The following is a 15,258-nucleotide window of genomic DNA, read 5'->3' as shown; positions in this document are numbered from 1 at the left end:
CCGCCCAAATCAGTTACAGGAGGGGCAAAGATCTGCCAGCGGGCACTCCGCGCATTTGGGAGAACGGGCAGAGCAAATCTCGCGGCCAAACGATATCCACTGGTGATTGACCGATTCCCAATACTCATGCGGCAAAATCTTGAGCAAATCTTGCTCGGTTTTGAGAGGCTCCTTCTCGTGTGTCTTGGGTGAGAGCGCCAGCCGATGCGCGATGCGATTCACGTGCGTGTCCACCGCAATGCCTTCCACAATGCCAAAGCCCACATTGAGGACGATATTTGCCGTCTTGCGCCCCACACCGGGCAGCTTTTGCAGCTCGCGCATGGTCGACGGCACCTCACCGTCAAAATCGGCCACGATCATCTTTGCGGCTTCCACGCAGTGCTTGGCCTTGGTCTTGTAAAAGCCCAGCGACTTGATTACATCCATCACGTCGGCAACGCTGGCACCTGCCATCTCATAGGGTGTGGGCCAGCGACGAAAAAGCTCTGGAGTTACCTTATTCACCTGGGCATCTGTTGTCTGTGCAGAAAGCAACACCGAGATAACCAGACGAAACGGATTTTGATGATCCAAGAAGCACTCAACCGGACCGTACCTTCGGTTCAGGCGTTCACACACCTCGATGGCGCGTTCGCGACGCGAAGCATTGGTTTCGCGCGGCATCAGTCGACACCTCCTCGCACATCGGAACCAGAAGAGACGGCATCGAGATGCGCGGTAGCAGCGGCACCAACCGTCGTGCCCTCGACCGAATCGTTCCCCGACACTTCAGGCAGCACCGAGGTCACCCCCAACAGGCGCTCAGCCTCCTCCACATCTTCCATCGTACCGATGGAGCCGAGCTTGCGCTCAATCACATTGGTGCGCGTAGTGATGATCGAATCGACCGTGCGGCCCGCTGTATCTATCTGGCGACGCGCCAAGCGCAGCGCATCCTGATAGCGCGGCAACTCCGCCTTGACCGCAGAAAGAACCCGCAGCACATCGTCGGTCTGCTTTTGCAGACGAAAAGTCTGGTAGCTCATCTGCAAGCTGTTGAGCAGCGCAGCCATGGTGCTGGGCCCGGCTACGTTCACATGGTAGTCGCGCGAGAGCAACTCGATAAGGCCCGGTCTGTTGACGACCTCGGCATAGAGGCCCTCAAACGGCAAGAACATGATGCCAAAATTCGTGGTCTCGGGCACCGAAAGGTATTTTTCGCAGATGTCTTTGGCCTCTGACTTAATGCGGGCATCCAAGATGCGACGCGCCGTCGTCACAGCATCGGCGTCGCCTGCATCCATGACCTCGCGCAGATGCTCGTAAGCATCGCCTGGAAACTTCGAATCGATAGGCAGCAAGATGGGGTCGCCCGCCTCCACGGGCAACTTGACGGCAAACTCGACGCGCTCGGTTGAACCGGGTTTGGTGGCAACGTTCTCAACGTACTGCTCGGGTGCCAAAATCTGGGAGAGAATCGCCCCCAGCTGAACCTCACCCAAAATTCCGCGCGTCTTGACATTGCCGAGTACGCGCTTAAGGTCGCCCACGCCCGCAGCAATGCTCTGCATATCGCCCAGACCTTTATAGACGGCCTCGAGCTGCTCACTCACCTGCTTAAACGAAGCCGCAAGGCGGTCGTTGAGTGTGCGCGAGAGCTTTTCGTCCACCGTCTGACGCATCTGCTCCAGCTGCCGCTCGTTATCCTGGCGAATGGCTGCCAGCTGCTGCTCGACCGATGCCCGCACCGCCTCGAGGCGCGCTTCGGTTGCCTCACGCGTCTGGCCCATCTGCTGTGACACTTCACGGCGCAAGGCGTCCGTCTGTGTCGAAGCCTGCTGCAATGCGCGCACAAGCGATTCGAAGCGCTGCTGTTCCGCAGCCGAGAATGCCGCCTGCGCCTGGGTCTGCGTACGTAACTCGAGACGAGTATCGCGCAGGGCATCCTCGAGCCGCACCAAGATATCGAGCCCCTCGTCCACATGCTCCGCAAGACCAGCATCGCGGCTATTGCGCCTCATAGCTACCGCTGTCAGCACAGAGGCGACAGCCGCAACGCACGCCGCAACCGTGCAGCAAACCAATAAGATATTCAATCCAACCGCCTTACCTGCGATTTTTTACCGGGTTCATTATAGGGTATCGCCAGGCATCAACTGGAAAACATCGCGATGACCAAACCGCCGTACGCTTGCATCTTGGCAAGAAGCTCGCCCATAAGCAAAGTGAGCTCTTGGGGAGACGCACCATTGAGAATGCACGTCAATGCATACGACCCCACAAAAGCAGCAAAAAGCAAAATGGGCACCAGGACCACAACAAGAAGAGAACGCGCCACCGCAGCCCCTCGACGACGTCGCGTGCGCCGACGATCAAACTCCAGCTGCTCGGCATACGATTCCTGAGCGATCGAATACGGCTCCTCGGATACTCCCTTGCACCGCTTGCGTCCAAGCCCTCGAATTGAATCCCTCAGCGACCCTTTTGCCGAAGGGGAACCTGCCGGCTTCGCCGAGTTCGGTACCGGAGCGGAAGCGAATAATCTTTGGTCAAGTAGCGATCGATCCATCTGCGACGTATCTTCGGCGCTACCGACAACGCCCGCGCCCTCCGACATGCCACGCAGGTGCTTCAGCTGTTCCCGCTGTTCGCGCAGCAACCGAAGCTGCTCCTGCTGAGGAGTCTCGATAAACAAGCTCATATTGGCCTCCCTTACGGAAGGGCATGTACGAAGGATTGTCAGCACCATCATGCGAGCGATGCCATGCGCGGTCAAGCAGTATTTAGGCGGGCGGCACGCTTAGCAAGTATCGCCTGGCAAATCCGCCGAGCACATCTAGTGCGCCACAAAATATCGGTCAACATCCGAGCGCTTCTGGCAAAAGCCCTCGCGCGCAAGGTCTTCCAAAATCGACTGGGCCACATCGGGCGCAACCGCAGGACGTCCCGCGCAGGCTTCCATCTTGTCCAGAGCAGCTCGCGCCTCGCCCGCATTCAAACCGTCCTCGCCGGCCTCAAGCAAACAGCGGACAAGAGCCGCGCGCTTCTGGCGGCGCGAACCCTCAAAAGCAGACTGCTTTGAATACGAAGCAGAACGACGCGAAGGGTTGGGAATCGTCTTTTTAAGATATGCGCCGTAATCGAGCATCGCATAGTACCAGGTGCGCGGCGTATCTCGCTCGTCTTCGGGCAGGGCAAAGCGCCCCTCGGGCACCTGCGGGCCAGGACACGTAGCCTCTACAATACCCACAAGCTCCTTGTCGGGCACCGCCGGAACATCTGGAAAAAAGTGATGCAGGATCACCGTGCGCACATTGGTCTCGAGATACACACCGGGCAAATCAAACGCAAAGGAGCGGATACCTTGCGCCGTCGCCGGGCCCACCCCCGGAAGTTCACACAAAGCAGAAGCGTCACGCGGAAACTCGCCATCGAATCGCTCCATGATATACATCGCCGCCCTATGCAGCGCAAGCGCGCGACGGTTGTATCCCATACCCTGCCAAGCAGCCAAAACATCAGCAACGGGCGCTTGAGCCAAGGCCCCAACAGTGGGAAAGCGATCGAGCCACACTGGCCATCGATCGCAAACGCGCACCACCTGCGTTTGCTGCAGCATCACCTCAGAAAGCCAGATGCCGTATGGATCGCGCGTGCGGCGCCACGGAAGGTCGCGATACAAACGGACCCCTTCCGATCGCACAAGCTTACGAAAGGGGTCTGCATTCATCTGTATCTGCTCCTAATCCGCGCGGAAAAGAAGCAAGCGTCGCCTATGCGAGGCGACGGCACTTTTCGGCGCACGAAACGTACTCGGCAAACGATTCGCGGTTGGCAAACTTGGCATCCACTACCGGAGCAAGCGTGCCCTGAACCACGTCGGCAAGCGTCACAGAGTCAAGGTAATCGACCATAAGAGCCTGAGCGCCCATCCAAACGGAATGATAGCAGCAAGAATTCATGCGCGAGCATTCGGCGCCGTTGGCAGTGCAATCATTCATAACCATGGGGCCCTGAACAGCCTCGACGATCTGCCTGATTGTGACATCATTGGGATCCGCCTTGAGACGCATGCCACCGTGCACGCCACGCAGGCTTTCCACGATGCCCGCCTGCACCAGGCCATGCTGAATGGATCGAGCAAACGAATAGGGCACGTCTACCTGCTCTGCAGCAGCCCTAACCGACAAGAGATTATTTTCGCCATCCGCAAGCATCGCGAGCATGCGAAGAGCGTAGTCGGTCTTTCGAGAGATATCCATCCCCCACCCCTTAATATTTCGATTCCGTCAAAGGATAGCCTCACCAAAAGGCCGAAATAACCGCATGACGTGCGTATCTTGTAAATTACTATACCTCTCTATCAAAATTATTTATATCTTAAAAACTAGACAAGTTTGCAAACGGTCAAAAATGGAATAAACAGCAACGTATGCGTTGGGTTCATTAAATAGTTATATGATGCTTTATTTTAAAATGAATCCAAGTTCAAAGCATCAATTTTTTACTATTTACCCCATTTTGATAGGGTGTTCGAGATCGTCAATACTACTTGCGACTAGTGAAGGAGTTGTGAAACAAATCTCCCATAATCGACGCAAACAGCCTATTTCAAAAGAACGAATTGTTACGTGATAACACGGTGTGGGGGCTATTAAACTGACTCAAAAAGAGAAAGGGCCGCGCTTGGAACGCAGCCCTGCACGTTTGGAAGTGCCCACACCGAGCAACCCGCAAATGGCATCCTTGGCATGTTGGGATATTACTCGGCCGACTTCTTTGCAGTCGTCTTCTTTGTCGTCGTCTTCTTTGCAGCCGTTTTCTTAGCCGTCGTCTTCTTGGCCGTCGTCTTCTTGGCTGCAGAGGTCTTCGACCCGGCAGCACCGCGTCCGCGAGACGTTGTTTTCTTTTCCTTGCTGGGGCATTCCATATTCACGCAGATGCGCCATGGACCACGCGCTGTCTCGACCACCACAATGGGGGCACCGCACTCCGGGCAGGTCTCGCCCGTTGCCTGCAGCTTACCGCGCGCCGGCAACGGATAGCTCACCTGGCATTCTTCGTAATTCGTGCAACGAATAAAGCGCTTGCCGCTTTTCTCGGACTTATGGGCGATTAAATCGCCATGACGTCCCGCCTCGGCACACACCTTGCACTCGCCCACCTTGAGGTCGGGCTCGAAATTGGTGGGGCATTTGGGGTTCACGCACTGCTCATATGCCTTGCTGCGGAACGGCTGACACTTGATGCGCGGTGCTCCGCACTCGGGGCACACGCCGGCCTCGCCCTCCAGCGGGCTCACCTTGACGCCTGAAGGGACAGGATAGGTCACATCGCAATCCGGCCAGCCCATGCAGCCAATAAAGCTGCCACGCGTCTTGGCGCTCGTCTTCATGACCAGGTCTTTGCCGCACTTGGGACACTCGCCCACCTTCGCGTCGGCAGTCACAGCATCGGAGATAGCCTCCCCCAAGTCATCTTTATGCTCAATCAACGCATCGAGCATGCCTGCGAGCAGAGCGCGCGAATGGTCAACCACGTGCTCCTGCGTGTCCTTGCCCTCTGCCACGCGCGTCATATCCGCATCCAGCTCGGCAGTCATCTCGGGCGTGGTAATACGCGGAGCAAACTCGTGCAGGGCGTCGATGATAGCCATGCCCAGCTGGCTTGGCTCGATGGGGTCGTTTTTAAGATAGCGAACGGTATAGAGACGCTCGATGATACTCGCGCGCGTAGACTTGGTGCCCAGGCCGCGCTTTTCCATCTCTTGCACGAGCTTGCCTTGGCTATAGCGCGCAGGCGGCTCGGTCTGCTTCGCCTCAAGCTTGATGTCGTGTACATCGATAACGTCGCCTTGTGCCAGCGCCGGAAGTTGCTCATCGCGCTTGAGGCCATACGGATACGCCTCGCGAAAACCCGGATCTACCAGTACGTCACCGGTCGCCGTGAACGGCTCGCCCGCAACGTCGATAGAAAGCTTGGTGTTCTCGATGGTTGCAGGGCCCATAAGCGTAGCCAGGAAACGGCGTGCAATAAGGTTATAGAGCTTCTTCTGGCCGCCATCGAGGGTCTCGGGGTCGCCCTGACCGGTAGGATGAATGGGCGGATGGTCGGTGGTCTCGGTCTTGCCACGCGTGGGCTTCATGGGGCCGGCGAGGACCTTTTTGCATACGGGAGCAAGCGCCGGCGAACCCGACGACAGCCCTTTGACGATACCCTCAAGATCGAGCGAACGCGGGTAAACCGTGTTGTCGACACGGGGATACGAAATAAAACCACTCATATAGAGGGACTCGGCAATACGCATGGTGCGCGCAGGCGAAATGCCCTCTGCAGCAGCGGCGGCCTGGAGGGACGTGGTGTTAAACGGCACGGGGGGCTGCTGCTTGCGCGAGCGCTTGGACACCTCGACGATCGTGCCCGTCGTCGCATGCTCAACATGGGAAAAGGCATCTTCTGCCGCAGCCTTATCGGTAAAGCGCGGTGTCTTATGCGAAATCTTAAACTCAGAGTCGGCCGTAGCGCCCATGCCGCGGATCTGCCAATAATCCTCGGGCACAAATGCCCTGCGCTCGCGCTCGCGCTCGACAACCAACGCCAAGGTAGGCGTCTGCACACGGCCGGCAGAACGAACATTGCCAAAACCGCCAAACTTGGCAAGAGTCAGGTAGCGCGTAAGCACCGCGCCCCAGATCAGGTCGATATACTGTCGGCTCTCGCCGGCATCGGCCAAATTCTCGTCAAGCTCAACAAGGTTATCGAACGCAGCCGTGACCTCAGCCTTAATGAGTGCAGAGTAACGCGCACGCGAAGCGGGCACATCGGGGGCCACCTCGCGCACCATGCTAAGAGCATCGGCACCGATAAGCTCGCCCTCACGGTCAAAGTCGGTAGCGATAATCACGGAATCGGACTTCTTGGCAAGATTCTTGAGCACGCGGATGATCTCGCGCTCTGCGGGATTCTTGATAATGGGAGACCATGTAAGGTACGGGAGGCTCTCTACCTTCCAACCCTTGATGTTGATTCCGTTGGGCAAAAAAGGACGACGCTTGCTCTCGTAAGGCGGGCGCGCCAGGCCATCGGGCACATCGGCAGGCAGAACCTCGCCGTCTTCGGTCAGCGAGTACCAGCCTTGTTTCTCATCGAACAGAATCTCATCGGGAAAATCGGGAGCCAAAATATGGCCCGCCAGGCCCATGGAGACCCACTCTTCGCCATCCACCGTAAAACGATAGACCGCGGTGTTGTACACCTTGTCGTTTTTAGGCTTGCCGGCATCACTCAGCAGCTGAGCGATCTTCTGTGCGGCGATATTCTTCTCGGCGATTACGAGCTTCACAAGCATGCTCCTGAAATCGGTAGGCTTTCAAGCGGTACAGTATACAGGTTTAAAGAATATCTGCGCAGGTACCCGTGCTCATGACACACAAAAGCACGGGTTCCCTTCAAATGGACGCCACAAATGGCATCGCACATCGGGAAACCCGTGCCGATATTCGCAGAGCTATTAAGCGGTTGGAGTGCGAGCGCTACTCGTCATCCTCATCGGAGAAGAAGTCCAGGCGACCCTCCGTAAGGCCCTTCTTGCCGTCGCGCGCAATGATGACCATGCGCGTCACCGCAAGCGAAATCTCATAGAGCGAGAGCATGGCAGCATACATGAATATCAAGGTGACAGGGCTTGCATCGGGCGTGATCGAGGCCGAAACCACCAGCATTGCAACGTAAATATAGCGCCATGCCGAACGGAACTTGGAATATGGCACGATGTGGAAGACAGCCAGGTAGAAAACGATCAGCGGCAACTCGAATGCCACGCCAAAACCGATCATCAGCAAAATCTCGATGTTGATATAGTCCTCAAGATTCGCAAAGACCGAGGCAATGGCATCGGCCTCTCTCAGCAGCCACTCAAAGCCCGCCGGGACAATGATGAAGTAGCAAAAGACCGCGCCGATGAAGAACAACGCCGTGGCGGCAAGAACAGTGGGGACAACCCAACGACGCTCATTGGGTTTGAGCGCCGGCAGGAAAAAGCCCAAAATCTGCCAGATGATCATCGGCGTACACATGACCACAGCGATCTTGATGGCGATAGAGAATCTCAGGGCAAAGCCGCCGAGCGAGGTGGTGATGTAGAACTTGCCATCCGGGACATACGGGACAATGGGCTCCTTCAGGATGTCCACCAGCACGGGCGTGGCAAAGTACATGACGACGGTAGCAACCACAATGGTGACGATCACAATGGTAAGACGGCGACGAAGCTCTCCCAGGTGATCGAGAAGCGGCATGCGCGCAGGTCCGATGGGCATTATCGGTCGCCTCCTTCCACAGCATCGCCGGGCTGAGCAGAAACCTCAGCATCCCGGGCGTCGGTCTGCTCGGCCTCTACCTTGCGCTTGCGCGGGCGGCGAGCGTAAAGGTCAGCCATGGCACGGTCCTCGGATTCGGCCTCGGTATCCGCAGCGGCGATATCGCTCGCGGTATCGGTGGCATCGCCTGCAGGTGCAGGTTCGGAGGCAGTAGCGGCAACATCAGCAACCGCGGCGTCCTTCTCGCCGGCATCGCCTTCCTGCGCTGTCTGCTCGGCAGCAGCCTTCTCGGCGGCCAGGCGAGCACGGCGCTCGGCAAACGTCTCCTTGCGAGCGGGGGCCTCGGCCTCCTCGGCAGAAGCATCGGCGTCGTCATCGCCGTCATCAACGCGACGCGGGCGCGTGGGTTCGTTGACCGCAGCGGTCATGGGGTCGACCACCTCGGACTGCACCACGCTGGTGAGCTTTTCTTGCGTCTCACGGAACTGACGAAGCGCACGTCCAATGGTGCGACCCATCTGGGGCAGTTTATCCGGCCCAAAGAGAAGAAAGCCGAAGACCAAAATGATCGCCAGCTCAGTCGATCCAATACCGAACAAGGAAACCTCCAACAAGCATGCGCTACAGCACCTGCGACCGTGCCCTCAGCGCAGCATCATGCGAACAAGCGAGCAAAAGTATACCCCGAAGTAGGGCGGCTCGAGGCCGCCCTAAACAAGACTGTGGATTGTTTACGCAGCGCCCATAGGTTCCGCTGCTTAAGCGGCGCTCATGCCAATTTCTTTGTCGACGCCCAGAAGCTGCGCCACGCGCATCACGCCCACCTGAGCGCCCGTGATGGCAAAGCTCTTCTGGTGGTCACGCGCATGATGTGCGGCGCCCACAAGCACGCCGATACCCGTAGAGTCGATATAGGACACCTGCGAAAAATCGAGCTCGACCTCCGCCGGAGGCTGCTCGAGCGCAAGATCGATCGCGGTGCGCAGTGCATCCGCATTGGAAATATCGACCTCGCCCGCAACGTGGACGGTATAGCGTTCAGGCGTGGGGCTGGTGGTGATGCCGAGTTCCATGTTGTCTCCTTTGCCTTTGATGAAAACAGCCGTGCATCAACCAGACATGGTGACGCACGGCGAGATGAAACTACCTTGCGAACAGCGAAGGCCCTCGCTTTGTCAATTGTAACGTGCGAGAGGACAGCCTCCCTAGTCGCGTAACCTGATTCGCAATTCCTCTGCACGGCGCAAGATGGCATCCACGTCGTCCCGTTCGGCCTCGCATGGAAGCGAAAAACCCTCGGCGCGATCGTAAACCACACGACCGTCGATCATCGTCATCATGACGTCGTTACGGCTGGCAGAATGCACTACCGCAGCATGCGGCGAGTTGGTGGGAACCTGCATGGAGTTCGAGAGGTCCACCGCCACGATATCGGCGCGCTTGCCAATCTCCAGCGAACCAATCTCCTTGTCCATGCCAATAAGGCGCGCCGCATCGATGGTGGACATGCGAAGCATATCGTGCGCAGACAGGAATCCCTTGTCACCTGAGGTTGCACGCTGCAGCAGCAGGCCAAAGCGCATCTCCTCCAAAGGATCGGTGGAGTCTGCTGCGGCGGGAGAGTTGGTGCCCAGCGCCACGGGGATGTGCGCATCGCGGAATGTCAGCAGCGGGGTCACGCCGTTGCCGAGCTTAGCGTTGGAACGCGGACAGGCAACAACGCCTACGTTTTGCTCGGCCAAGCGCTCGATGTCACCCGGTTCGATGCAGATCGCATGAATTGCCACGACCTCGGGTGCGTAGAGGATGCCCCAGTTGAGCGCATAGCGGATGGGGGAAACGCCCGTGGGCAGGAAGGTATCGGATTGCAGCCCCTCATACGCATGGGACTCCTCGCTATCGGCGGCAAGGGCAAACGGCGAGGAGCCATAGCGGATAAAGTCCGCCTCCTCACGAGAACCCGCCACATGGACGGCAACAGGGGTCTGCTCGTCGGCATATTCGCCAATGGCACGCAATACCTCGGGGTGCACGGCATAGATCGAACCCGGTCCGATGCCCACGCGCACGAGCATGTCACGATCTGCGGCAAAGGCGCGCCAGTCCTGAATGTCGCGATCGGCAGCGGCCATATCGGCCTTGACGTCGCATTTCTTTGGAGTGGTGACCTCGCGATAGATCACGCCGTGCTGGCCGGTAGCGGCGATGGCGCGCAGAGGCGCTCCCGTCTGCGTTACATCGGCAATAGCGGTGATGCCCGCAGACAGAGCCTGCACGGCTCCCAACAGCGCTGCGTCCTCCCAATCCTGCGGAGTGAGAAGGCGGCTCTTCTCCACGATGCGAGCCTTCCAGGGCGCATACGGCACATCCTCAAAAATGCCGCCCATGGTGGAGTACTCCAAATGGCTGTGTGCGTCCACAAAACCGGGAATGAGCGCTGCGGTGCCAAAGTCGCGCACCTCGTCATCCGGATACCAATAGCGCAGCTCATCAAGGGTACTTACAGCAGCAATGCGACCGTTTTGCACCACAACGGCGCCGTTTTCGATGGCACGCCCCACAACGGGCAAGACATATCGAGCGGTTAAGATCATGACAATCCCCCTGAATACATGGGTGCGCCCCGCATGCAGTCGCAGGCTCGGGCGCTCGAACGGTATGTGCTATTCGAGCTACTCGAGCGCCTCGGCGGCGAGCTCGGCGGACACGAGTTTGACGGCAAGTACGAGAACGTCAAGGGCGGCAGAGAGCTCCTCCACCGTGGGATAGCTTGGGGCGATACGGATATTGGTGTCGTGCGGATCCTCCCCATACGGCCAAGTGGCACCCACCGTGGTGAGCCTGACGCCCATCTCGGCACAGAGCGCCCCCACACGCTTGGCAGAGCCCTCGGGACCGTCGAAAGAAACAAAGTAGCCGCCGCGTGGATGCGTCCAGGTGGCGCAACCGGTGCTGCCCAGCCCCTCGGCAAGCTTTTGCTCCACGCACTCGAAGCGCGGGCGCAAGAACTCAGCATGCTTCTTCATGTGCTCGCGCACCGCATCGAGCGTGGGCAAAAAACGTACGTGGCGCAGCTGGTTGAGCTTATCTGCGCTGATAAGGCCGGCCTTGAGGTGATGCGCAAACTCGGCAAGCACCGCAGGCGAAGCGCCCACGAATCCGATACCCGCACCCGGGAAGGTAATCTTGGAGGTCGAGGCGAACGCGACCACGCGATCCTCGGTTCCTGCCTCGTGGGCGATGTCAAAAATGTTTGCGAGCTCGTCGCCCTCATCATAGAGGTCATGGACGCAGTAGGCGTTATCCCACAGGATACGGAAGTCGGGGGCAGCGCAAGTCATGGTAGCCAGTCGACGCACCGTATCCTCGCTAAAGGTAATGCCCGTGGGGTTGGAGTACTTGGGAACGCACCAGATACCCTTGATGGAATCATCCGACGCGACCAGACGCTCGATCTCATCCATATCCGGACCATCCTCGGTCATGGCAACCGGGATATTGACGATGCCCAGGTCCTCCGTGATACCGAAGTGACGGTCGTAGCCGGGCACGGGGCACAAAAACTTGACCGGCTTGTCCTCATGGGCGGCGGCATAGGCCGACCAGGGTTCAGACCCGCATGTTCCGCAACGCCAGAAGGTGCCCACGATATCGTGCTCAATCAGCAGACTCGAAGAACCCAGCACGAGCGTCTGCTCGGCAGGGCAACCCAAAAACTCGCCTGCAAGCTTGCGCGCAGAAGGGATGCCCTCAAAACAACCGTAGTTGCCGCAGTCCACGCTACCATCATGCAGATCGGAATCGGCGCCCAAGATATCGAGCATGGGGCGCGAGATGTCCACTTGCGATGGAGAGGGCTTGCCGCGGGCCATGTCGAGCGCCAGGCCACGAGCCTTGGCAGCGGCAACCTCGTCTTTAAGCGAGGCAATCGTCTGTGCAAGCTCACCTGAATCCATCTGCTGATATATCGTCTGCATAATCGGCCTTTCACTCGCCGGCGTTGATACACTCCGCTAAAGTATAGCTTTACCGACGCCTCGCTTTATGCGTGGGCGCAAAAGAGCGCGAGGAGGAAACATGCGCATTGGCTCCTTTCAAGCAGATGAGTACGGAGAACTTCAGCGTCTAGTCGACAGCCTGTATTCCAACAAGCATGAAATCGACCGACTTGACCTTGTAGTGCAAGCCGAGATCCTCGATCTACCCGCCGACCTCATGGAGATCGTGACCCTGTTGCCGCCTGGCATATACGAGCGCTCGCGCCTCTGCGACCAGCTCAACTCCTCCCTCGCCGCCCACGGCTGGGGCTCCCTCTACGGCACCGTAGAATAATCACCCCCCTCTTCCCTAGATGTGACAAAAAGTCGACAGGTTTAATTTGTCACATTTTGCTGTTTGGGGGCGAAATCACACCGTTCACCGCCAAAGGCCCGCCACCGCGTCGAAGCAAGCACGGTGGCGGGCCCCTTGTTTATCTTGTTTTATTGAGGGCGGGCGCTAACGACGCGGGCAAGCACGGCTCATATAGATCATGCCCACCACGGCCGCTGTGACCGAGGCGCCCAAGATGGCAGCCTTGGCCGCCAAGACCTCGAACTCGGCAGCCGGGAACGCCAGGCCGGCAATAAGAATCGACATGGTGAAGCCAATGCCGCCCAAAATGCCAACGCCCACGATATGCTTCCAGTTCACACGACGCGGAAGCTCGGCCAAACCAAGCTTCACCAGGACAAACGTCACTCCAAAGATACCAATGGGCTTGCCCAACAGCATGCCAAGGTACGTGCCAAGCGTCACGGGGTCGACAAGCAAAGCACCCATGTCCACGCCCACCAGGCGCACCTGCGCGTTCACAAAAGCAAAGATGGGCAGGATCAAGAAGTTTACCGGCGTGCTGATGTAATGCTCCAAGCGCTGCAGCGGCGGGGTCACACGATGCATCACGCGCTCCACACGCGTGGCAGCATGCGTGAAGTCATGCTGGCCCAGTACATGCGCGTCCTCGTCAAAATGATCGTCCAGCTCGGGCATAATCTCGCCAAGCCAGTCGGTAAGATTCGAAAGTTTGACACCGCACTTGGCAGGCACGGTAAAAGCCAAGATCACGCCGGCGAGCGTAGCGTGAATACCCGATTTGAACATGCAGAACCACAGCAGCAGGCCCAGAATAATATAGGGCGCAAGCCTAAAGTGACGTGTGCGATTGAGCACAATCAGAAGCACTGTTACCAGCACAGCGGCGGCCAGCCACAGCAGATTGGGGCTCTGGCCATAGAAGATGGCAATGGCGAGAATCGAGATAAGGTCGTCGGCGATAGCCAGCGTGGAGAAGAACACGCGCACGCCGTTGGGCACGCGATTGCCCAAAAGCGACATAACGCCCAGCGCGAACGCGATGTCGGTCGCCATTGGGATTGCCCAACCATGAATTGCCCCGCCTTTATTTAGGAAGGCATAGATGCATGCGGGAACCACCACGCCGCCCACGGCGGCAAGCATCGGCAGCATCGCCTGGCGCGGGTTGGTGAGCTCGCCCACGGTCATCTCGTATTTAAGCTCGATACCAACTAACAGGAAGAAAATCGCCATGAGGAAATCGTTTACGAAGACCTCAACGGTAAGCCCCGCCGTTAGCGAGCCCAAGCCCACAAAGAGCTCTTGTTCCAGGAAATGATGGATGGGTTCGTACGCAGCTGTGTTGGCACACACGACGGCGGCGATTGCAGCGAGCACCATCACCGCAGCCGATATCGTACCGTTTGACGTGACCCGATCCCATAGATCATGGCGCTCAAGGCGCTTTCTCTGGGCGGCGTCGAAGAGCTGGTCGCATGATTCCATAGGCGGCCTCCTTGTTTGAAACTTAAAAGAAGCGCGGCCCGCTGTTATGCGAGTCGCGCTAAACCTTGCGTCTGGAATTATCCTACCCACCGCGCGCAAATCTACACCGTTTTAGGCAGACTTACGCGACATATGCAACCGAAATTACTCAGCAGCAGCGATAATGGGGGCAGCAACCTGCTTTTTGCGGGAAAGCACGCCGGGCATCCACACGCCATCATGCTCGTCAGAAATGGACAGGCCCTTCTGAGCGAACTCCGTGTCGCCCTCGAGAAGCACCTGCGAGCCCTCCTCCATGATATCGGTGATGCACAAGACGATGCCGTCGGCACCCTTCTCGGCAGCGTAGGCACGCATGGCCTCGCGAATCTCGTCAATCATGCCCAGAGCGCGAGACTTATCGACCGTCTCATACTGACCGATGAGGAGCTTCTTGCCAGCAGGCTCGAACATCTTGATGTCGTTGCCCACCATCTCGGCAGCAGTGAAGGAACCGGACGGACGGGTAAGGAAGACCTCCATGCCAAACTTAACGGGATCGACGCCCACCTGCTCGCCCAGCTGGGCGGCCACAGTGCGGTCAACATCGGTAGTGGTGGGGCTCTTGAGCATGAGCGTATCGGTCATCATGGCGGAAAGCAGCAGCTTGGCCTGAACATCGGTGAGCTCGATGCCCAGCATCTGGGCAACCTTAGTCACAATCGTGCAGCTGGAACCCCACGGGAAGGCGAGGTAGTGCAGGGGGCCGGCGGTCTCGAAATCGCCAATGCGGTGATGGTCGACCACACCAAAGACGGTTGCAGACTTTAGACCCTCAACGGACTGAGCGCTCTCGTTGTGGTCGGTGAGGAGCACGAGCTGACCTTCCTCAACCGAGTCGATCTGACGCGGCTCCGCCACGCCAGCGTCGGCGAGAAGCTTCGCAGACTCGGCAGGCAGAGCGCCCAGAGCGCATGCCTCGTAGGTGTTGCCAGCATACTCAACCTGATTGAGAAGCTGGGACAGCACGACGGCAGACATGATGGCGTCGTTATCGGGATTCTGGTGGCCAAAAACAAGAACGGTAGCCATGGATTTTCCTCCATTTGCACAGGTGTACTCAAACGAATAAATGGTA

The 15,258-nt window shown here is 58.1% G+C and carries 14 protein-coding genes; 1 reads left to right on the top strand and 13 read right to left on the bottom strand.

Translation table 11 applies throughout. The features are described 5' to 3' along the window. Positions 1-9: 9 nt before the first annotated feature. The 11 genes from nth to HF320_RS01085 form a co-directional block, all read right to left on the bottom strand. On the bottom strand, positions 10-666 hold the full coding sequence (gene nth / locus HF320_RS01135; RefSeq protein WP_169276702.1) for an endonuclease III: 657 nt from the start codon (positions 664-666) through the stop codon (positions 10-12). Beyond that, the gene (locus HF320_RS01130) at positions 666-2,078 is read right to left on the bottom strand and encodes a DNA recombination protein RmuC (RefSeq protein WP_248276544.1); all 1,413 of its coding nucleotides are present in this window, start codon (positions 2,076-2,078) and stop codon (positions 666-668) included. The genes nth and HF320_RS01130 overlap by 1 nt, the downstream gene beginning before the upstream one ends. Before the next feature lie 56 nt (positions 2,079-2,134). Next, positions 2,135-2,683: a hypothetical protein gene (locus HF320_RS01125; RefSeq protein ID WP_169276701.1), complete on the bottom strand. Its 549-nt coding sequence runs from the start codon at positions 2,681-2,683 to the stop codon at positions 2,135-2,137. Between the two features lie 135 nt (positions 2,684-2,818). After that, a complete protein-coding gene (locus HF320_RS01120) occupies positions 2,819-3,712 on the bottom strand; it encodes an HhH-GPD family protein (protein ID WP_169276700.1) in 894 nt (297 codons plus the stop codon). Positions 3,713-3,755: 43 nt separating this feature from the next. Then, a complete protein-coding gene (locus HF320_RS01115; protein WP_169276699.1) occupies positions 3,756-4,244 on the bottom strand; it encodes an RrF2 family transcriptional regulator in 489 nt (162 codons plus the stop codon). Between the two features lie 500 nt (positions 4,245-4,744). Further along, positions 4,745-7,324, bottom strand: coding sequence for a DNA topoisomerase I (locus HF320_RS01110; RefSeq protein WP_169276698.1), 2,580 nt, complete (start codon positions 7,322-7,324; stop codon positions 4,745-4,747). A gap of 190 nt (positions 7,325-7,514) precedes the next feature. Further along, on the bottom strand, positions 7,515-8,300 hold the full coding sequence (tatC, locus tag HF320_RS01105; protein ID WP_211158903.1) for a twin-arginine translocase subunit TatC: 786 nt from the start codon (positions 8,298-8,300) through the stop codon (positions 7,515-7,517). After that, complete coding sequence (locus HF320_RS01100) at positions 8,300-8,899, bottom strand: Sec-independent protein translocase subunit TatA/TatB (protein WP_169276697.1); 600 nt, start codon at positions 8,897-8,899, stop codon at positions 8,300-8,302. Before HF320_RS01100 ends, tatC begins: the two co-directional genes overlap by 1 nt. Positions 8,900-9,058: 159 nt before the next feature. Next, positions 9,059-9,373, bottom strand: coding sequence for an STAS domain-containing protein (locus tag HF320_RS01095; protein WP_169276696.1), 315 nt, complete (start codon positions 9,371-9,373; stop codon positions 9,059-9,061). A 132-nt stretch (positions 9,374-9,505) separates the two neighbouring features. Beyond that, the gene (locus tag HF320_RS01090) at positions 9,506-10,894 is read right to left on the bottom strand and encodes an amidohydrolase family protein (RefSeq protein ID WP_169276695.1); all 1,389 of its coding nucleotides are present in this window, start codon (positions 10,892-10,894) and stop codon (positions 9,506-9,508) included. 78 nt (positions 10,895-10,972) lie between these two features. Further along, positions 10,973-12,277: an aspartate aminotransferase type Ic gene (locus HF320_RS01085; protein WP_169276694.1), complete on the bottom strand. Its 1,305-nt coding sequence runs from the start codon at positions 12,275-12,277 to the stop codon at positions 10,973-10,975. Positions 12,278-12,377: 100 nt separating this feature from the next. On the opposite strand from HF320_RS01085, the gene HF320_RS01080 reads away from it, so the two are divergent. Beyond that, complete coding sequence (locus HF320_RS01080) at positions 12,378-12,632, top strand: hypothetical protein (RefSeq protein ID WP_022386810.1); 255 nt, start codon at positions 12,378-12,380, stop codon at positions 12,630-12,632. 165 nt (positions 12,633-12,797) lie between these two features. Here the strand turns inward: HF320_RS01080 and nhaA are convergent, their stop codons facing one another. Then, the gene (nhaA, locus tag HF320_RS01075; RefSeq protein ID WP_169276693.1) at positions 12,798-14,141 is read right to left on the bottom strand and encodes a Na+/H+ antiporter NhaA; all 1,344 of its coding nucleotides are present in this window, start codon (positions 14,139-14,141) and stop codon (positions 12,798-12,800) included. Between the two features lie 144 nt (positions 14,142-14,285). Then, positions 14,286-15,212 (bottom strand): manganese-dependent inorganic pyrophosphatase, encoded by a 927-nt coding sequence (locus HF320_RS01070; RefSeq protein WP_169276692.1) that lies wholly within the window; start codon positions 15,210-15,212, stop codon positions 14,286-14,288. Positions 15,213-15,258 lie beyond the last annotated feature (46 nt).

This window comes from Collinsella acetigenes, from assembly GCF_012844445.1.
Taxonomy (GTDB): Bacteria; Actinomycetota; Coriobacteriia; order Coriobacteriales; family Coriobacteriaceae; genus Collinsella; species Collinsella acetigenes.
This window is presented reverse-complemented; position numbering and strand designations above follow the sequence as displayed.